We start from the raw sequence: 19050 nt of genomic DNA on the forward strand, positions 1-19050 counted from the left end.
TAATATTTTAAATTAATTTAAAAATTTTGTAACATTTTAAAAGGTGTCGTATCTAAAAGATAAATTAACCATTAAAAATTAGAAAAAAATGAAAAAACTAACTTTCTTAGCCGTGATATTATTATTTCTAGCATTATGTGCTAATGTATTTGGACAGATAAAATCATTTCCATTTGAGGTAAAAAAAACAGGACAGGGGAAACAATCATTAATTTTCATTCCAGGTTTTGCTTCTTCAGGTGATGTATGGAAAGAAACAACAGCAAAATTCGAAAAGAACTTTACATGTTATACATTAACAATGGCAGGATTCGCAGGAGTAAAACCACAGTCTGACGCTACTTTTAAAAACTGGGAAAGTAAAATTGCAGAATATATTGCAGATAATAAGATCGATAAACCCATTATCATTGGCCACAGTATGGGTGGCGGTCTGGCATTGGCTCTTGCTGCCGACTATCCAACATTAATCGGCAAAATAGTAGTGGTGGATGCTCTACCCTGCTTATCAGCATTAATGAACCCTTCTTTTACATCTAAAGAAAATAATGATTGTTCCCCAATGATCAGTAAAATGACTGCTATGACAGATGAACAGTTTCACCAAATGCAGGTAAAATCCATTCCACAGCTTTTGGCAGATACTACCATGCAGGAGACTGTTATTGGTTGGAGCGATCGATCAGACCGAGAAACTTTTGCTAAAATGTATTGTGACTTTTCAAATACAGACCTAAGGGAAAAAATAAAAACCATTCAGTGTCCTTCCCTTATTTTATTAGAATCTTATTTTGCTAATTTTAAGCCAGCCATGGAAGATCAATATAAAAATATGAAAAATGCTAATTTACTATACTCTACAAAAGGATTACACTTTATTATGTACGATGATAAAGAATGGTATTTCACCCAATTGAATAATTTCTTATTACCAAAGTAATGGCATTTGAAGAGATTTATCAGCTGTATTGGCAAAAAATATTCCGCCTATGCATGGGATATGTGAACGATTCTGATTCTGCCCAGGATCTGGCTCAGGAAACATTTATCATCGTCTGGCAGCAACTTCCAAAATTTAGAAATGAATCCAGTATTGGAACCTGGATATTCAGGATAGCTTCAAACAATTGTCTGCGACAGATTGAAAAAGAAAAGCGGTTTACAAAAGGTGATCTGCCCATCAATCTGGAGGAGAAAAAACAAGAGTCTTTGGAAACCGAAATACAGCTTCTTTATCAATTTATTTCAGAACTTCCGGAAACAGACCGTATCATCATTTCTTTGGAATTAGAAGACTTAAAACAGGCGGAAATAGCTAATATCGTTGGACTTTCAGAATCCAATGTAAGAGTAAAAATTCATAGGATAAAAGAAAAATTAACTCAAAAGTTTAAGGAACATGGAACCCACTAATATAGATTTTAAAAACATCTGGCAAAAACAAAAGGTCAGTGAGCCCAATTTTGAAGATTTGCTACGAAAATTAAAACAGTTTAAAAATAAAAGTTTGCGGAAATTGATCATTACAAACATTTTATTACTGTTGACAAGTGTCGGTATTGGCTTGATCTGGTATCATTATCAACCCCAGATGATCACTACAAAAATTGGAATTGTTCTTATTATTTTGGCTATGGCTATTTATCTATTTGCTTATAATAAACTATTTTCACTTTTCTATGTAACTGACAGCACGCAAACGAACAGCGAATATTTACAAAGTCTTTATGTACTGAAAAGCAAACAGGGATTTATGCAAACAACGATGATGAATCTGTATTTCATCATGTTATCGACCGGAATATGCTTATATATGTATGAATATGCTTCACGAATGACTATTTTCATGGCTGTTTTCGCTTATGGGGTTACCTTGATCTGGATAGGATTTAACTGGTTTTATGTAAGACCAAAGACTATAAAAAAACAACAGACCCAACTTAACGAATTAATTAAAAAATTTGAAGATATCAACAAACAACTAAAAGACTAAAAATAGTTTGATTAAAATATTTTCTTTCATGATGTCTTTTGTAATTTAGTCCCTGCTAAAAACATCATTACTTATGGGCTCGCCAACGAATAAAAATCACTGGGACACAGTATATGAAACTAAAAACCCTGATCAAGTAAGCTGGACGCAGGAAAGACCTGAAACTTCACTCAACTTTATTGCTTCTTTTGGACTTGGAAAAGATGCTAGAATAATTGACATTGGCGGTGGCGACAGTAACCTTATTGACTGTTTACTTGATGAGGGATATCAGGATATTACTTTACTTGACATTTCTGAAAAAGCATTGGAAAAAGTAAAAATCAGATTGGGAGACAGAGCAAAAAAAGTAACATTTATTGCGACAGATATAACAGAATTCAAGCCAGATCATCACTATGACATTTGGCATGACAGAGCTACTTTTCATTTTTTAACGGAACAAGAACAAATTTTGAAATACCTCAGCATTACAGAAAAAAATGTAAAAGGATTTTTAATATTGGGTACTTTTTCAAAAAATGGACCGACAAAATGCAGTGGATTGGAAATTAAGCAATATGATGAAGAATCTATGACAGGACAATTTGAAACTCATTTTGAAAAAATAGAATGTACTTCAATAGATCATACTACTCCTTTCAATACGATTCAAAATTTCACATTTTGTAGTTTTAAAAAACAATAGCAGGACACATTTCGTTATAATGTTTCTCGTTCTCGCTATTTTTCAAGTAATATAATCAAAATGAAAAATTTTCTTCTTGTCTTTTTTTTATCTGTATTTTCTTTGTTTTCTGCTCAGGATTCGATAAAAGCCCCAACACCTATTACAAAAGATACAAAATTCGGACTAGCACTCAGTGGGGGTGGCGCCAAGGGATTTGCACATCTAGGAATATTAAAAACGATAGATTCACTCGGTATAAAAGTAGATTATATTACCGGAACCAGTATGGGTGGAATTCTTGGTGGGCTTTATGCAATGGGATACAATGGAGATCAGTTAAAAAAAATGGTGTATGGCATGAACTGGAAAAGGATTCTAAGTAATAAAATTCCATATAACCAGGTCAATATAAGTGAAAAAGATGAGTACAATAAATATATCCTTGAATTTCCTGTTAATGATGGGCGCCCTTCTTTGCCAAGTTCTTATATAGAAGGTCAGTACATGAGTGAAGTACTTAATACGCTTACCTTTCCTGCAAAACATATCAATGACTTCAGCAAACTACGTATTCCTGTAGAGCTTACCTCATCGGACATTGTAAATGGAGGATTGGTTATGCAGAAAAAAGGGTCTCTCGCATTGGCTATACGTTCTACATTGGCTATACCCGCAGCTTTTGCGCCCGTTTATATTGATGGAAAACTTCTTGTAGATGGAGGACTTGATCGAAATTTTCCCGTAAAGGAAGTAAAAGATATGGGCGCTGATTATATTATCGGTGGTTACACGGGATTCAGGCTTTTCACAAAAGAAGAAATCAAGAACCCAATGAAAATGATCTATCAGACTCACGCATTTCATTCTGTTCAGGACTTCAATGAACAAAAGAAAACCTCTGATATCCTCGTCGATTTTGTAACACCGCTTAATGATTATACCACCAAGGATTTCAGAAAATATAAAGAGATCATTAAAATAGGTGAACAGGAAGCTAAAAGACATCTTCCTGAATTTGTAGCCCTTGCCAATGAACAGCGAAGACTGGGAATTATTTATGATCATCAGCTTATCGAAGAGGTAAAAAAGCCAACTATACAATTTACATATAGTGAAGACAATGGTACACCAATCACTAATCTATCAGAAATTGAAGCAATAAAAAGCCTGATGGGATTAAAGGAAGGCATATATTATGATGCAAAAACAATTAATGCAGCAATTGACAGAGTTTTTGGAGTGCGACAGTATGATAGGGTTTATTATACCTATACCGATTCTGAAAATGGATTAATTATGAATATTTTCGTAAAAAGATCGGCTCCCAGCAACCTAAAATTAGCCCTTCATTACGATAATGAACAATCTGTAGGGATTATATTAAATTACACTTACCGTGATTATGCGGAAGGAAAATTTCGAGCATTGGCTACCGTTGATATTTCAGAACGTTTTAAAGCACGCTTACAGTTTCAGAAGTTTCTGGATACTGATTATCACTGGTGGGTAAGTATGGAAGGGAATATTTCATTTTTAAAAAGTAATGATCTCCTGCTAAGATTTTCTGATAACAATGACGCAGAGAATAATTTGTTTTTTCCAAATTATATTTATAGAAACATCAAGGCTAATACAGCCATAAATTATTCTATCCATCCAAATACAATGGCTTCATTTGGATTAGAGTTCAATGCAGAAAAGCTGAACAGATCTGTCGACAGAATTAGTCAGACCTTTACCGATTTATACAGCAAAAAAGTCTACTATCACACCAACCTCGATCTATTCTTTAAATTTAATCAAAACAGTTTTAATACAAGGTATTATCCAACCTCAGGAAATAATTTACAGTTTATTACAAAATACTATTTCGGAGATCAGCACGATTTATACGATCTAAAGGAAATACAGCCGCAATTATATGAATATTTAAACCCGGGAACTGATGGATATTATAAACCAAAGAATCTTATTACTTTAACCCTTAATGAGAATTATATCATTCCCATCAATAAAAAGGTATCTGTAAAGGCAAGTGCTTTTTTAGGAACCAATTTTTCACCTCAGACTTTAGGATCTTCAGAAGGTATGCCTTACCTATTTCTTAACCAGAAATTTAACCTTGGTGGAAGTGAATTTAATTTTGATGGTATGAGTCCCGAATTTAATGGTTTCAGACAAAAAGAGGTTCCCATAAATTCTGTTGCGAAAGTTGGACTAGAAGTTCAATATAGATTTTACCATAAGTTATATCTTACCCCTTCTTTTCATTATGCAGCGATTAGTGATGAGCTTTCTCCTTTTAAAAGTAATGCCAAGCTAATTGGTTATGGACTAAACCTTGGTTATGAATCTATTTTAGGACCTATTAACTTCAATATATCAAGAAATGATGCTCTTAATTTCTGGAGGGCTTATTTCAGTATTGGTTTTAAATTCTAATTTTCACCTTAGCAATTAAAAAATGAAATTAAAGAAGATCGGATTGGTAGGCGGAATCAGTTGGGTATCCACCTTAGATTATTATACATTCATTAATGAGGGAATCAATAATAAGTTGGGTGGATTAAACTTTGCCGAATGCATCATTTACTCATTGAACTTTGGGGATATTCAGGAAAAAACCTGGGAAAATTCTTATGAACTTCTGCTTAATGCCTGCGAAAGCCTAAAGAAAAGCGGTGCTGAAGCAATTGTTTTATGTGCTAATACAGCCCATTTATTTGCTGATAAATTAGAAGAACAGATTCAACTGCCATTCATAAACATCATCTCTGAAACTGCAAAATCTATTAATAAAGCTGGCTTGAAAACCATAGGACTTTTAGGCACCAAATTCACGATGGAAATGGATTTTTACAGCACTAAATTAGAAAGCTTTGGAATACAGGTACTGACCCCTGAAACACAAGAAGTGCGAGACTATATTCAACATACCGTAAAGGAAGAATTGGGAAGAGGAATTGTAAACCATCATACTAAAGAAAAATATCTGGAGATCATCCAGGATCTGATTAAAAGAGGTGCCGAAGGAATTATTTTAGGCTGTACAGAAATTCCTTTACTTCTTAACCAAAATGATTTTTCAATCCCTGTTTTTGACACTACAAAAATTCATTCTGAAGCCATTATTGAATATGCAATATCTTCCTAATATCACCTATTAGGCACTTCAGAGGGCTTTTAAATTATTTCCCATAGTATTGATATTTTTGTTTAATTTTAATAATATTTTATTAACACCATTAACAAATATATTATGAAAAAACTATTATTCTCTGTTATTCTTGGTTTCTCGTGCACTACTTTTTATGCACAGAAAACCGAGTTAGTAGAATGCGGAACCGATGAATTAATGCGAAAACATTATCAGAGATTTCCGGAAGAAAAAGCCAGAGACGATGCTTTTAATTTAGAATTATCAAAACTGATCAAAAGTGGAAAACTAGCATCAACTATCGACAAAAATCAAGTCTATGAAATTCCTATCGTAGTTCATGTCGTAGGCGACGGAAGTGCTATAGGTACGGTAAACAACAAATCCGATGCTGATATTATTGCTTGGGTAAATTACACGAACGGTGTTTTCGCAGGAAATTCCTCCAGCGGTATGTCACCTTCCAGCGCTATATTGCCTGTAAAGTTTGTTTTTGCTAAAATCAGCCCCAGTTGTGCAACAACGAATGGAATCAACAGGATCAACGCATCAAATCTCCCTAAGTATGTAAGTGGCGGCGTAAATAATGACAATACCACCAATGCCGTAACTGCATCTGAAATTACAGCCATGGGAATGTGGGATACCAGCAAATATTACAATATCTACGTCGTTAAAAAATTAGCATCCAACTCTGGAACTCTTAATGGTTTTGCCTATTATCCTGGCGGAAGCAATGATTATGCATTTATGTCCACCAGTGCATCTGCTGTTAATGCCCAAACATTGGCACATGAATTTGGACACGCCCTAGGACTTCGCCACACTCATGAAGGCTTTAATGACTCCACTGGCGCATGTCCCACCAATACAGATTGTACATTACAGGGAGACCTGGTATGTGATACAGAACCTATGAAGAGCCTCTATCATTCTTCTGTTCCTTTTACGTGTCAGACAGGGCAGATCAATCCTTGTACAAGTCTAACCTATGCAGGAGGTGAAAGAAATGTAATGTCTTATACTTTCTGTTTCAGGGATTTATTTACCAACGGCCAATCTGACAGGGCAACAGCACAGCTTTTACAATACAGACAATCACTTATAAATTCTCCTGTAGGTAATGCAACTCCTCCTAACAACACGGTATCTTTAACAACAGCTTGTATACCGACAACCATTACCAATCCAGGAAATTTCAATATCGGAATTACATCCGTTAAGTTTGGAAGCATTAATAATTATTCAACCAATTTTAAGGCCGTATCTAACAATTTCTATGAAAATTTCACAGGAAATTATTGCTTAGGCGCATCAAAAACATCCATACCTTCAGGCTCTCCAACAACCCTCACGATTGCTCCCGGAGCAAATAACCCACATATAATTAAAGCATACATCGATTATAATAATGATGGCCAGTTCAATGAAACAACAGAATTGGTTCTTAACCAGAGTAATATAGCAAGTGGAACTACTGCGACCGCAGCTGTTACTCCACCATCGAACGCTGTCGTTAATAAAGCTTTAAGAATGCGTGTGATCGGTGAATATAATGGTACTGCGGTGACTTCATGTTATACCCCAAAATATGGACAAGTGGAAGATTATTCAGTTATTATTCAGCCCCGAACTTTATCCACTAAAAATAATATGATTGAAAACAGGACAACTATTTCCCAGATAGAAAATACAGTCCAAATAAACAGTGATATAAAAATTGTTTCACTCACCATCTATGATTCTTCAGGAAGAATGCTGATCAACCAAACCAACATCAGATCAACTGAAGTAACGGTTCCAATTAATGCTAAAAATGTTGTCGTTATAGTACGTGCAACACTGGAAAATGGAAAAGTGATCACCCAAAAATTAAGATTCTAAAAACACAAAAAAAAGAGAGCTGGTTTTCAGCTCTCTTTTTATATCTATTAAATTCTATTTATTTTATTTTGAAGCTTCACTCTCTGCTTCCATTTCAACCTCATGTCTCAGCTGAGCTTTATACAAAGTAGAATAATATCCATTTTTATTAAGCAATTCCATATGCTTTCCCTCCTCAACAATTTTACCATGCTCCATGACAATGATCTTATCTGCTTTCTCAATTGTTGAAAGCCTGTGGGCAATGATAATAGAAGTTCTGTTTTTGGTAATTTTTTCGGTTGCCCTTTGAATCAGCTTCTCACTTTCATGGTCAATAGAAGATGTAGCTTCATCAAGGATAAGAATTTTGGGATCTGATAAATAAGCCCTTAAGAAAGACAACAACTGTCTCTGACCTAAAGATATCGATGAACCTCTTTCACTTACTACATAATCATATCCACCCGGAAGCTGCTGAATAAATTCATCTACTTCAATCTCTTTAGCACCTGCTTTTATTTTTTCTAATGTAACAGAATCATCTCCGAATGCAAGGTTTTCAAAGATACTTCCGTGGAATAAGAAAACATCCTGCAATACCACCCCTATATGACTTCTTAGATTATATAGCTCATAATCTTTAAGTTCCACATCATCAATAAAAATTTCCCCGGAATTAATATCATATAGTCTTGTGATCAAACTGATGATCGTAGATTTTCCAGCTCCAGTAGCTCCCACAATCGCTACAGTTTCTCCAGGATTTACTTTAAAATTTATTCCTTTTAAAACTTCCTGTTTCTCATCATAGGCAAAACGAACATCTTTAAACTCGATTTTACCATCAAAATGATCTTTCTTAATAGTACCATGATTAGGCATTGCATAATCTTCATCCATTACCCCCAAAACCCTTTCTGCTCCAACAATTCCACGTTGAATATTATTAAAACGATCCGCTATTTGTCGCAACGGACGAATCAACATTGAGATATATTGAATAAACGCAATAACTACCCCTGCACTAATTGTAATGTATCCACCATAAAAAAGAATGAATCCGATAAATAATGAAGAAATAAGTTCTACTACAGGAAAGAATAATGAGAAAATGAAAACAGTTTTCAATAAAGCGCCTTTCAGCGTAATATTGATATCATCAAATTTTTTGAATTCTGCTTGCTGCCTGTTGAAAACCTGAATAATGGGCATCCCTGCTAATCTTTCCTGAACAAAAGAGTTTTGGTTCGCTGTCCATGTTCTTTCATCTCCAAAAGCTTTTTTCAGTCTCTTTTGAAAGAATCTCGTGATCAAAACCATTAAAGGGAGAATTGCAAGGGTAATATAACTCAAATGAACATTGGTACTGAACATCATCACCAATACAAATACAATTCTCAGTATATCTCCAAAAACCATCAGGAAACCATCTGTATATACAGTAGCAATGGTTTCAACATCACCAACAGCACGTGTTACCAATTGCCCAATTGGAGTTTTATCAAAAAATGATGTCCTGAAATAGATAAGTTTAGCATACAGCCTTTCTCTTATATCCCTGATTACATTCTGAGAAATATAGTTGGAGAAATACACCAAAAAGAAATTTAAAACAGTTTCAGCAAAAACCAATCCCACTAAAATGTAGATATGCTTCATCATTAAAGCTTTATCCTGCAGTTTCGTGATATCGTTATCTACAACCTGCATTGTAAGATAAGGTCTGTAAGTAGAAACTATTGATAGTATAATAGAAATTATTAGGGTAAGGATAAACCAAGAACGAAATTTCATTCCGATAAAGAAGAGCCTTTTAATAATTCCCCAGGTATCTTGTTTTTTCATTGTACAAATTGAAGAAAGAATTCAATTAAATTCTTTGCAAAAATAACACTTTATAATTTGAAAGCGGGAACAACTTATTCAAATAGTAATAGAAAATTTCTGATATCTATTATTTAAAATATGAATATCCTGTCATTACATATTCCTCATTTTCAACCCAAATATCCATCACACATACGATGGATAAATACAATAACAGATAAGTATTTATATATTTTCTTTAATGCCTATTTCTTCAATCTCTAAACTAGGTTTCTTCATAACTTCTTTCTTAAACTTTTTTTCAAGAAGTTGATAAATACCCCAGACCGCAACTATAGCAAATATCCAGCTTATAACATTAACCAGTGTAAAACCACTATAGTTATTATCTTCCAGAGAACCGGGATTCGTAATCGCAGTATAAACGCCGTAGCATAAAAGAAACACTACCTGAAATCCCAAGTAGATACCAATCGCCAAAAGCCCAAAATGCCATTTTGTTTTTCCAAATTTCTCGGCCAGCCCCGCGTAATATCTATAAGCTCCTATCAGAATAAAAATTGACATCATAGTTATTATTTTTTAGTTTTATTTTAAAATTCGTAGCCTACATCAACAAGAAAGAGACCCTGAGCCGGAGCAGAAGTTCCAGCAGAATTACGGTTTTTATCTTCAATAACTTTTCTTAAATCTTCGGGTTTTATTTTTCCGGCACCAATCTCTACCATTGTTCCAACAATTGCCCGTACCATATTTCTGAGAAAACGATTGGCAGAAACAGTAAACTTTAATTCATTCCCGTTTTGCTCCCATTCTGCTTTATACATTTTGCAGATATTGGTTTTATTATCTGTTTTCAATTTAGCAAAACTTGTAAAATCTTCGTATTCAAATAAAATTTTACAAGCTTCATTCATCGCCTCCACATTTAAAGATCTTCTCCACATCTGCCATGCAGAATCTATTGTAAAAGGATTTTTTTCCAAAGAAATATAATACTCATAAGTTCTATAAGTAGCATCAAATCGCGCATGGAAATCATCTTTTACCGGAAAAATTCTTTTAATGGAAATATCTGGTGGAAGAAAGCTGTTTAGTTTATGGGAAAGCTGATCATTTAAAACTTCTTCAGTATCAAAATGAGCAAACATTTTTTTAGCGTGAACACCAGTATCCGTTCTTCCGGCACCCGTCATTTTAATTTCTTCCCTTAAAATTGTGGAAAGTGCTTTTTCTAATTCTTCCTGTACAGAATTAGCATCCGGCTGGATCTGATAACCGAAATAATTTTTCCCGTTGTAAGAAAACTCTATAAAGTACCTCAATGTAATAGAATAACTCCACAAAAATACTTTAATTTTATTAAATATTTGTTGAAAAGTCATTGAGAATATTAAACAAAATCCTCTTGAAAATTACTATTTTTGCAATCGTATGAAAAGATGGTACCTTTATCCCTTCTCTGTAGGTTATCATTTGGTAACGGGTATCCGAAACACAATGTATGATCTGGGGATCTTTAAATCTACGAAATTCAAAACACCGATCATCAATGTCGGTAACTTGTCTGTTGGCGGAAGTGGAAAATCACCAATGGTGATGTACCTTGCCCAATATCTATCTAAACATTATAGAACCGGTGTTCTTTCACGCGGCTATGGCAGACTTACAAAAGGTTATGAAATAACGAATTATGACAGCAACTATAAAATGGTTGGTGATGAAGCTATGCAGTTATTCGAACGTTTTAAGAACCGGTTTGTAATTGCCGTTTCTGAAGAAAGAGTTCCTGGTGCTAAAAAAGTGATTGAGGATATGGATCTCGATGTTTTGGTGCTTGATGATGCACTGCAGCACAGAGCGATCAAAGCTGGTTTCAATATTTTGATGACCGATTTTAATGATCCTTATTTTAAAGATCACCTTCTTCCTGCAGGAGATTTAAGAGAATCGAGAGGCGGAGTAAAAAGAGCAGATATCATTATGGTCAGTAAATGTCCTGATGAATTGACTGAGGAAACCAAACAGTATTACATTTCGAGAATAAGACCTGATCGTTATCAGAAAGTATTCTTTTCATCTATCGGATATGACGAGAATGTATATGGGAAAGAAAAAATGCTTCCTGACAACAACCTTAATTATTATGATATTCTTTTAATTACAGGAATTGCAAATCCAAAACCTCTATTAGAACATTTGGCTAAATTTTCCAATAGAGTAAAACATCTAAAATTCAGGGATCATCATAATTTTTCTGACGACGATATCAAAAAAATTGTTGCTGAATATAAAAAATTAGGTGAATACAAATTAATCCTTACAACGGAAAAAGATTATGTCCGTTTAAAAAGCTTTGACTATCTTAGAGATATTGTTTACTACTGGCCTATCAATGTGATCATTGATAAAAAGGAAGAGTTTAACCAAATCATCTTAGATTATGTTAGAAAAAATCACGGAAACCGTTAATTTCATTAAAAATATTATTCGGGATACCCCTGAATTTGCTATTGTTTTAGGATCGGGATTAGGAAAACTACAGGATGAAGTTGAACCTATTCATATATTAGAATATAAAGACATTCCCAACTTTCCTCAAACTACCGTGGCTGGTCATGAAGGTCAATTAATTTATGGAATTTTAGAAGGTAAAAAAGTTTTGATGATGAGTGGTCGTTTTCATTATTATGAAGGCTATTCTATGGAAACTGTTGTATTTCCTATCCGTGTTTTTCATCTATTAGGAATCAAAAACCTTCTTCTTTCTAATGCTGCAGGAGGAGTAAATCCCAATTATAATGTAGCAGATATTGTAATTTTAAAAGACCATATCAATATGATGCCCGAGCATCCTCTTAGAGGCAAAAACATTGATGAATTCGGACCTCGCTTTGTTGATATGAGCGAGCCTTACAATAAAAAAATGATCGCTGTAGCAGAAAAGGCAGCTTCTGACCATAATATTAAAATTCATCAGGGAGTTTATGTAAGTCTGCAGGGTCCAACTTTTGAAACGCCTGCAGAATATGGAATGATAAAAGCGATAGGTGGTGACATGGTTGGAATGAGCACCGTTCCTGAAGTTATCGTTGCCAAACATATGGATATGAATGTCTTTTGTGTTTCTATTATTACCGATCTTGGAGGCCCGGATGTTGCTTTCGCTGTATCACATGAAGAAGTTCTGAATGCAGCCAACAAAGCAATGCCTATTGTAATTACGGTTGTAAAAGGCTTGGTTAAAAACTTTCAATAATTCTTTTATTGAATTTTCAAATTTCTTAAATTTTTTCTAATTAATACAGAAAGCAATTCATAACTTCGTTTCATTGTTTAGATTTGTAAAAAAAATGAAATTGAAAATGAAAAAGCTATTCTTATTTTTTATGTTAGGAAGTTTTGGACTTTCTTATGCACAGCAAACTCCAAAAGTTCTGAAAACCAGTTTTTCTAAAGAAGCTTTACAACAAAAGCTTGAAAATGAAGACGGAAAAAATATTACGATACAAGATATTCTTGATCAGCATAAAGGGAAAGTTGTTGTGATTGATTTCTGGGCCGGATGGTGCAGAGATTGCCTGAAGGCACTACCAAAAGCTCAGGAATTGGAGAAAAACAATCCGAATATAGATTTTGTATTTCTTTCATTAGAAAGATCTAAAGAGGGTTTTGATAAAAGCCTTGAAAGATTTGATATGAAGGATAAAGATAATTACTGGTTTGCAACGGGATGGAAAAATGATTTCAATAACTATATTGACCTCAACTGGATCCCAAGATATATGGTGATTGACCAAAAATCTGCAATTGCAAAATATTATGCGATCACACCGGAAGATCCTGAAATTCAAACTACCATAAATAAGCTTTTACAATAGAATAATATACTGTTATGACTATAAGAGAAGCTACGAAAGAAGATTTGAAAGTTCTTTTAGAATTTGAACAAGGTATTGTTGATTCTGAAAGACCTTTTGATAAAACTTTAATTGATGGTGAAATCCATTATTACGATTTAAATTTTTTGATTAGTTCAGAAGATGCTTTATTAGTTGTCGTTGAAAAAAACAACGAAATTGTTGCCTCAGGATATGCCTTGATCAAGGAAACACAAAAAGATTACAGCAATTTTAAAAAATATGCCTACCTCGGTTTTATGTTTGTAAAACCCGAATATAGAGGCCAGGGAATCAATCAATCTATTGTTGATAAATTGATTGAATGGTCAAAAGAGAAAGGAATGTATGAAATAAGGTTAGATGTATATGATAAAAATGAATCGGCAGTAAAAGCTTATGAAAAGGCCGGTTTCGAACCCCTGCTTCTTACGATGAGATTAAAAAAAGAATCTTAATTCACTGAAAAATAGAAATAAATGAATCCATATCTTTGTATATGGATTTTTCTTTTCCCATCCGCAAAATTATTCATGTTGATATGGATGCATTTTATGCTTCTGTAGAACAGCATGATAATCCTGCACTTCGGGGGAAGCCCATCGCAGTAGGCGGTGAACATCGCGGAGTTGTTTCAGCTGCAAGTTATGAAGCAAGAAAGTTCGGAGTCCGTTCTGCCATGCCTAGTAAAATAGCAAAAGAAAAATGCCCCCATCTTATTTTCGTTCCGCCACACTTCGCACGATATAAGGAAGTTTCAAAAAAGATCCGGGAAATCTTCCATGAATATACAGATTTGGTAGAACCTTTATCTTTAGATGAAGCTTATCTGGATGTCACTGAAAATAAAAAAGATATAGAATCTGCTAATGAGATCGCAAGAGAGATCCGTCAGAAAATATTTGAACAAACCGGCCTCACGGCTTCAGCAGGAATTTCTGTCAACAAATTTTTAGCAAAAGTAGCTTCTGATATTAATAAACCCAATGGCCAGAAAACAATACATCCTGATAAGATCGAAAGTTTCCTGGAAGAATTACCTGTAGAAAAATTTTATGGAGTTGGAAAAGTGACGGCTAATAAGATGTTTACTTTGGGGATTTTTAAAGGAAAAGATCTAAAGAAGAAAACACTCCCGGAACTTGTCAGTCTTTTTGGTAAATCAGGAAGTTACTATTATAATGTAGTCCGTGGCATTCATAATTCTGAAGTTAAACCTCATCGAATTCAAAAAAGTGTAGCTGTAGAACGTACATTTTTTGAAGATCTTTATGATGAACAGCAGATCAATGAAAAATTAAAAAGCTTAAGCGAGGAATTACATCAAAGATTACAAAAGAATAATATTCTTGGAAGAGCACTTACTTTAAAGATAAAATATAAAGACTTTTCGCTTTTTACGAGAAGTATGACAAAAGAAGAATATTATATTTCCGATGAAGAATATTTCAAAACAGCCCAAAAGCTATGGGAACTTAGACCTTTTGATAAGCCGGTCCGTTTACTAGGATTATCCCTCTCCCACCTTAATACGGAAGAAAAAAAACAAATCTCCGTTCAACTAAAAATCCCGTTTGAAGAGTTTGGAAATCAATAGTTATAAATTTTCACTACATTGTAGTAAGTAAACCTTATAATGTATGAATTCAACAATGATTCAGTTTTTTCACTGGTACTCAGATGGAAATCAAATGCTTTGGAAGGAGGCTCAAAATCAATCCGAATATCTTGCAGAATTAGGAATTACATCAGTATGGTTTCCACCAGCTTACAAAGGAACAAGCGGTGGGTATTCTACAGGATATGACGCTTATGATCTTTTCGATCTCGGAGAATTTGATCAAAAGGGAGGAATTCCTACCAAGTATGGTATAAAAGATGACTATATAAAAGCAATTCAGGCTTTAAAAAAACAGAATATCCAGGTTATTGTTGATATTGTTTTAGGACATAAGGCAGGGGGTGATGAGCTTGAAAAATTCAAAGCTGTAAAAGTGGATGAAAACAATAGGGAAAAAGTAATTTCTGATATTATTGAAATAGAGTCTTATACTAAATTTACCTTTCCCGGAAGACATAAAAAATACTCTGATTTTGAATGGAACTTTACCTGTTTCAGCGGTGTAGATTATGCGGAAGGAATGGATTCTCATATTTTTAAAATACAGTCTGAATATGGAAATGACTGGGAAGAGATGATAGATGATGAAAAAGGAAATTATGATTATCTGATGTATAATGACATTGAACATCGTAATCCTTTTGTTCGTGAGGAACTTAATAGCTGGGCAAAATGGTATTTTGATCAAACTGATTTTGATGGAGTGAGACTGGATGCTTTAAAACATATTTCTTTTGATTTTTATAAAGAATGGCTTACGCTGATCCGGTCCAACTCAGGGAAAAATATTTTTGCTGTTGGAGAATATTGGGCGCCGGGATACTTACATCTACTTCAAAAATACATTGACGTCACGGAAGGATGTATGAGTTTGTTTGACAGCTCTTTACAAAATAATTTTCATAATGCGTCTAAAGAAGGAGGTTCTTATGATTTAAGAAAAATATTTGATGAGACCTTGACCCAGGCAGATCCTTTACATTCGGTAAGTCTTGTTGATAATCATGATACTCAGCCACTACAGGACCTTGAAGCTCCTGTTGAAGAATGGTTCAAACCGATCGCATATGCTTTGATCCTATTAAGAGAAGATGGGTATCCATGCGTATTTTACCCCGATCTCTATGGTGCTCATTATGTTGATAAAGACAGGGAAGGGAATGATCAGGAAATTTTCCTGAATAAGGTAGATGGAATTGAAGAATTACTGAAAGCCCGAAAGGAGTATGCCTATGGGATTCAAAAAGATTATTTTGAAGATTCCAATTGCCTGGGATGGATTCGTGAAGGAAATGATGAGCATGCAGGCTGTGCCATTGTTCTAAGTAATAAAGAGGCTTACAATAAGCCCATGGAAATGGGTGAAAAATATATTGGACAAACTTTTTACGATTTACTCGGCAGATTCGACGAAAAAATAATCATTGATGAGAAAGGTTGGGGAAATTTTCCGGTTCCTGCAGGAAATGTAAGTGTATGGATCCCTCAATAAATTTTCAAAAAAAGAGCATACATGGCAGGAAAGGTTATTCCTTCTGTCATGTATGCTTAAAAGTGGAATCTTTTAATTAGTTTGTAGATCCTAACACTGTATATATCTACAGTTCCATATGTCCGTAGCCCATTCGCAACATTGGTTGTCTTCGTTTGAAGTACAACAAACCTTACCCCGGGTAATGTCTCCTGCTTTTATAGTTTTAAGTTCCTGTCTGTCGAGCTGTCGAACACGACGCTGTTGTAAAGTATTATTTTTCATTTTGAAATATTTTTGATTGATAAAGTAAAGTTTAATCGCTGAAACAGAAATTCGGACAAGGATCCGAAGTCACATAATTGTAAGTCCCACAATAGCAGGTATGTGTTGACCCTGTGCCACCTCCACCTCCTGTACTACCACCAGTGGAAGGATTATAAGGTACACATCGTCCATTATCACATATCTCACCAGAGCCACAGCCACCCTCTCCAGGGCCACCTCCTGAAAAACAATAAGCAGGCTCTCCGGGAGATCCGGCCAGTAGATTCTTTAGTGTATCTCTACTCAGTTCATTCCATTGAAATTTGGTATTCATGATCTTTTAATTTGGTATTAGTAGTTACTTTTTTGGTTTATGTTGTTTGTTCAGGATCTGGTCCACCTAGACCACCACCAGTTCCTCCGCCGCCACCACCAGAGCCACCTGTACCAGTACCTCCACCGGAACCACCACTACTTCCGGAAAGTTCACATCCATATAATCCACATACATAAGGATAAAGACATTCCTCACCTCCTCTGGCGGATACATTAGTACAGCCTTCACCACCAGCTAGTACTGTTTTCAGAGCTGTTCTGCTCAACTGTTTTTGAAAAAGTTTTGTTTTCATATTTATTACATTTAAGACTTGATTACTCAAATATAACAAAATATTAAACGTATTATTGAATAAAAATCACTAAATAAAGAATTAAAGCTACCAAAAACACATTTTGATTTCTTCTTTAAACACAAATCTTTAGCACAAATGTTTACAAATAGATTTTGTAGACCTATCAAAAGTCTCATTCTATTGGTTACATTTCTGACATCTTTTAATTCAAATGCAATGGCTTAGATTTTTAAAGCTCAGTATTCCCAAATAAATATCGGTGTGATTCGTGAAATCATTAGTGTTATTTGTGTTTAGATCTAAACTACATTCTTTGGATTTTTAAGATCTCCGGTTTTTCCGAATCATCGGAAATATGCCCGTTCCGAGCAAACTCCGCCCACAATGCTCTTAGTTTTCTTCCGTTTTCATGAATATACTCCCAAGGAATATCTTTTAATAATCCTGCAGATCTCCATGCACCTTCATTTCCAAATAATAAGGGTAAGTCAATGCTATGAGCTGCGCCGATATGATTCGTTTCCAGCGTCGAGTAAATCCTGAATAAATAAACATTACCTCCCGCCAACGCATAATTCTCAGCAAAAAGCTCTGCTGGTTTCCCATAGATCTTTTCTGTGGTTAAATGAACTGTTTTATTGATGAGTTTCTGTCCAAAACCCTTACCGAAATAGGTATTTAATGCTTCAGATGTTTTAAGGTAAAAAGCGGTTTCATCATTATTTAATCCTATTAAAACATCAAATTTATTTGCCCTGGTATTCCATCTTTCTTCTGCTTCATCTTCTCTGCATAAAGGTGGAAATCCATATTGAAGGCCAAATGGCATTACCGCTTTCAGTCCGTATTTTATGACAGAGGGAACTTCTTTTTTGTATGCTAACATCATTTTTAAAACATCAGCTTCATTTTTTATGCCGTCTGTTCTCCTGAGAAATTCAGCAGACATTTTTTGCCTGCCATGACGAAGTCCTAATGGTGCACTTTGAATAATAACGCGTTGGAATAATCCTTCAATACCGTCTGAGATCATTAAATGGGCAATCACATCACCTCCGGAAGACTGTCCAAAAAGGGTAATATTTTCTGCATCGCCACCAAAGCTTTCGATATTCATTTTGATCCATTTTAATGCTTCAATGACATCAAACAAACCAAGGTTTGCAGGTCTTTCTTCATTCCCTCCTAAAAACCCAAACATCCCTAACCGGTAAGAAACTGAAACAACGATAATATCCTGTTCTTTCACCCATTCACTGGCATCTGAAGTGGGAATATCTCCACAGCCTATTTCGTGGGAGCCTCCATGAATCCAAACAACAACAGGGAGTTTATTTTTTTCACCTTCAGAACGAACAACAGAAAGATACTGTGTAGATTCATCCACTTCAAAGTTGTCAAGATTGGTATGTCCAATCATTTTTTCAATAAGAGGGCTAATGCTCTGTGGACAAACAGGTGTTTGATCCGGGAAAATAATTTCAGCAGTTGATGGCTGAATAGGAACAGGCTTTTTAAATCTTTCGGAACGGGCATAACGGATACTTCTGGCCCTGATAACGCCATTTTCTCTAAGTGCTATTATTCTTCCGAAAGGAGTTTGAAAGACATAAGTGCCGATCTGCTGCTGTGATTTCATCTCAAAAA

Annotated in this window: 20 protein-coding genes; 13 read left to right on the forward strand and 7 right to left on the reverse strand. The window is 34.7% G+C overall.

Annotation, left to right across the window (positions count from 1 at the left end):
- Positions 1-88 precede the first annotated feature (88 nt).
- The 7 genes from NG806_RS12650 (at position 89) to NG806_RS12680 (ending at position 7704) form a co-directional block, all read left to right on the forward strand.
- Positions 89-940, forward strand: coding sequence for an alpha/beta fold hydrolase (locus tag NG806_RS12650; RefSeq protein WP_214827925.1), 852 nt, complete (start codon positions 89-91; stop codon positions 938-940).
- Positions 940-1413, forward strand: coding sequence for an RNA polymerase sigma factor (locus NG806_RS12655; RefSeq protein ID WP_214827916.1), 474 nt, complete (start codon positions 940-942; stop codon positions 1411-1413). Before NG806_RS12650 ends, NG806_RS12655 begins: the two co-directional genes overlap by 1 nt.
- Positions 1400-1993 carry a hypothetical protein gene (locus NG806_RS12660; protein ID WP_214827914.1) on the forward strand — a complete coding sequence of 198 codons (594 nt, stop codon included), beginning with the start codon at positions 1400-1402 and terminating at the stop codon, positions 1991-1993. Before NG806_RS12655 ends, NG806_RS12660 begins: the two co-directional genes overlap by 14 nt.
- A 73-nt stretch (positions 1994-2066) precedes the next feature.
- Entirely contained in the window at positions 2067-2681 is a 615-nt protein-coding gene (locus NG806_RS12665; RefSeq protein WP_261509921.1) for a class I SAM-dependent methyltransferase, read from the forward strand.
- A 60-nt stretch (positions 2682-2741) separates the two neighbouring features.
- Positions 2742-5105, forward strand: coding sequence for a patatin-like phospholipase family protein (locus NG806_RS12670; protein ID WP_261509922.1), 2364 nt, complete (start codon positions 2742-2744; stop codon positions 5103-5105).
- A 22-nt stretch (positions 5106-5127) separates the two neighbouring features.
- Positions 5128-5817 (forward strand): aspartate/glutamate racemase family protein, encoded by a 690-nt coding sequence (locus tag NG806_RS12675; protein WP_214827907.1) that lies wholly within the window; start codon positions 5128-5130, stop codon positions 5815-5817.
- Positions 5818-5922: 105 nt separating this feature from the next.
- Positions 5923-7704 (forward strand): GEVED domain-containing protein, encoded by a 1782-nt coding sequence (locus NG806_RS12680; protein ID WP_214827905.1) that lies wholly within the window; start codon positions 5923-5925, stop codon positions 7702-7704.
- A gap of 63 nt (positions 7705-7767) precedes the next feature.
- Here NG806_RS12680 and NG806_RS12685 read toward each other — a convergent pair whose 3' ends face one another.
- The 3 genes from NG806_RS12685 to truA form a co-directional block, all read right to left on the reverse strand.
- On the reverse strand, positions 7768-9531 hold the full coding sequence (locus tag NG806_RS12685; protein WP_214827903.1) for an ABC transporter ATP-binding protein: 1764 nt from the start codon (positions 9529-9531) through the stop codon (positions 7768-7770).
- Between the two features lie 207 nt (positions 9532-9738).
- The gene (locus NG806_RS12690; protein WP_214827901.1) at positions 9739-10083 is read right to left on the reverse strand and encodes a hypothetical protein; all 345 of its coding nucleotides are present in this window, start codon (positions 10081-10083) and stop codon (positions 9739-9741) included.
- 23 nt (positions 10084-10106) lie between these two features.
- Positions 10107-10898, reverse strand: a complete 792-nt coding sequence (gene truA / locus NG806_RS12695; RefSeq protein ID WP_214827899.1) for a tRNA pseudouridine(38-40) synthase TruA — start codon at positions 10896-10898, stop codon at positions 10107-10109.
- 49 nt (positions 10899-10947) lie between these two features.
- Here truA and lpxK point away from each other — a divergent pair, with 49 nt between their 5' ends.
- The 6 genes from lpxK (at position 10948) to NG806_RS12725 (ending at position 16525) form a co-directional block, all read left to right on the forward strand.
- Positions 10948-11985, forward strand: a complete 1038-nt coding sequence (gene lpxK, locus NG806_RS12700) for a tetraacyldisaccharide 4'-kinase (protein ID WP_261509924.1) — start codon at positions 10948-10950, stop codon at positions 11983-11985.
- The gene (locus NG806_RS12705; RefSeq protein WP_261509925.1) at positions 11957-12772 is read left to right on the forward strand and encodes a purine-nucleoside phosphorylase; all 816 of its coding nucleotides are present in this window, start codon (positions 11957-11959) and stop codon (positions 12770-12772) included. Before lpxK ends, NG806_RS12705 begins: the two co-directional genes overlap by 29 nt.
- Before the next feature lie 106 nt (positions 12773-12878).
- The gene (locus tag NG806_RS12710) at positions 12879-13394 is read left to right on the forward strand and encodes a TlpA family protein disulfide reductase (protein WP_214827892.1); all 516 of its coding nucleotides are present in this window, start codon (positions 12879-12881) and stop codon (positions 13392-13394) included.
- Between the two features lie 14 nt (positions 13395-13408).
- Positions 13409-13870, forward strand: a complete 462-nt coding sequence (locus tag NG806_RS12715) for a GNAT family N-acetyltransferase (protein ID WP_261509926.1) — start codon at positions 13409-13411, stop codon at positions 13868-13870.
- A gap of 41 nt (positions 13871-13911) precedes the next feature.
- On the forward strand, positions 13912-15009 hold the full coding sequence (gene dinB, locus NG806_RS12720) for a DNA polymerase IV (protein ID WP_214827887.1): 1098 nt from the start codon (positions 13912-13914) through the stop codon (positions 15007-15009).
- 43 nt (positions 15010-15052) lie between these two features.
- Positions 15053-16525 (forward strand): alpha-amylase, encoded by a 1473-nt coding sequence (locus tag NG806_RS12725; protein WP_261509927.1) that lies wholly within the window; start codon positions 15053-15055, stop codon positions 16523-16525.
- 90 nt (positions 16526-16615) lie between these two features.
- On the opposite strand, the gene NG806_RS12730 is transcribed toward NG806_RS12725, so the two are convergent.
- From NG806_RS12730 to NG806_RS12745, 4 genes are all read right to left on the reverse strand, one after another.
- Positions 16616-16789, reverse strand: coding sequence for a hypothetical protein (locus NG806_RS12730; RefSeq protein WP_214827876.1), 174 nt, complete (start codon positions 16787-16789; stop codon positions 16616-16618).
- 31 nt (positions 16790-16820) lie between these two features.
- Positions 16821-17105 (reverse strand): hypothetical protein, encoded by a 285-nt coding sequence (locus NG806_RS12735; protein WP_261509928.1) that lies wholly within the window; start codon positions 17103-17105, stop codon positions 16821-16823.
- A gap of 37 nt (positions 17106-17142) precedes the next feature.
- Positions 17143-17400, reverse strand: a complete 258-nt coding sequence (locus tag NG806_RS12740) for a hypothetical protein (protein WP_214827871.1) — start codon at positions 17398-17400, stop codon at positions 17143-17145.
- Positions 17401-17707: 307 nt separating this feature from the next.
- The gene (locus NG806_RS12745; RefSeq protein WP_261509929.1) at positions 17708-19042 is read right to left on the reverse strand and encodes a carboxylesterase family protein; all 1335 of its coding nucleotides are present in this window, start codon (positions 19040-19042) and stop codon (positions 17708-17710) included.
- Positions 19043-19050: the final 8 nt, after the last annotated feature.

The sequence above is a fragment of the Chryseobacterium paludis genome (assembly GCF_025403485.1).
Lineage (GTDB): Bacteria > Bacteroidota > Bacteroidia > Flavobacteriales > Weeksellaceae > Chryseobacterium > Chryseobacterium paludis.

What these genes read in the sequence shown, in the direction of transcription:
- NG806_RS12650 (WP_214827925.1), top strand. Translation starts at nt 89, where the DNA reads ATGAAAAAACTAACTTTCTTAGCCGTGATATTATTATTTCTAGCATTA.
- NG806_RS12655 (WP_214827916.1), top strand. Translation starts at nt 940, where the DNA reads ATGGCATTTGAAGAGATTTATCAGCTGTATTGGCAAAAAATATTCCGC.
- NG806_RS12660 (WP_214827914.1), top strand. Translation starts at nt 1,400, where the DNA reads ATGGAACCCACTAATATAGATTTTAAAAACATCTGGCAAAAACAAAAG.
- NG806_RS12665 (WP_261509921.1), top strand. Translation starts at nt 2,067, where the DNA reads ATGGGCTCGCCAACGAATAAAAATCACTGGGACACAGTATATGAAACT.
- NG806_RS12670 (WP_261509922.1), top strand. Translation starts at nt 2,742, where the DNA reads ATGAAAAATTTTCTTCTTGTCTTTTTTTTATCTGTATTTTCTTTGTTT.
- NG806_RS12675 (WP_214827907.1), top strand. Translation starts at nt 5,128, where the DNA reads ATGAAATTAAAGAAGATCGGATTGGTAGGCGGAATCAGTTGGGTATCC.
- NG806_RS12680 (WP_214827905.1), top strand. Translation starts at nt 5,923, where the DNA reads ATGAAAAAACTATTATTCTCTGTTATTCTTGGTTTCTCGTGCACTACT.
- NG806_RS12685 (WP_214827903.1), bottom strand. Translation starts at nt 9,531, where the DNA reads ATGAAAAAACAAGATACCTGGGGAATTATTAAAAGGCTCTTCTTTATC.
- NG806_RS12690 (WP_214827901.1), bottom strand. Translation starts at nt 10,083, where the DNA reads ATGATGTCAATTTTTATTCTGATAGGAGCTTATAGATATTACGCGGGG.
- truA (WP_214827899.1), bottom strand. Translation starts at nt 10,898, where the DNA reads ATGACTTTTCAACAAATATTTAATAAAATTAAAGTATTTTTGTGGAGT.
- lpxK (WP_261509924.1), top strand. Translation starts at nt 10,948, where the DNA reads ATGAAAAGATGGTACCTTTATCCCTTCTCTGTAGGTTATCATTTGGTA.
- NG806_RS12705 (WP_261509925.1), top strand. Translation starts at nt 11,957, where the DNA reads ATGTTAGAAAAAATCACGGAAACCGTTAATTTCATTAAAAATATTATT.
- NG806_RS12710 (WP_214827892.1), top strand. Translation starts at nt 12,879, where the DNA reads ATGAAAAAGCTATTCTTATTTTTTATGTTAGGAAGTTTTGGACTTTCT.
- NG806_RS12715 (WP_261509926.1), top strand. Translation starts at nt 13,409, where the DNA reads ATGACTATAAGAGAAGCTACGAAAGAAGATTTGAAAGTTCTTTTAGAA.
- dinB (WP_214827887.1), top strand. Translation starts at nt 13,912, where the DNA reads ATGGATTTTTCTTTTCCCATCCGCAAAATTATTCATGTTGATATGGAT.
- NG806_RS12725 (WP_261509927.1), top strand. Translation starts at nt 15,053, where the DNA reads ATGAATTCAACAATGATTCAGTTTTTTCACTGGTACTCAGATGGAAAT.
- NG806_RS12730 (WP_214827876.1), bottom strand. Translation starts at nt 16,789, where the DNA reads ATGAAAAATAATACTTTACAACAGCGTCGTGTTCGACAGCTCGACAGA.
- NG806_RS12735 (WP_261509928.1), bottom strand. Translation starts at nt 17,105, where the DNA reads ATGAATACCAAATTTCAATGGAATGAACTGAGTAGAGATACACTAAAG.
- NG806_RS12740 (WP_214827871.1), bottom strand. Translation starts at nt 17,400, where the DNA reads ATGAAAACAAAACTTTTTCAAAAACAGTTGAGCAGAACAGCTCTGAAA.
- NG806_RS12745 (WP_261509929.1), bottom strand. Translation starts at nt 19,042, where the DNA reads ATGAAATCACAGCAGCAGATCGGCACTTATGTCTTTCAAACTCCTTTC.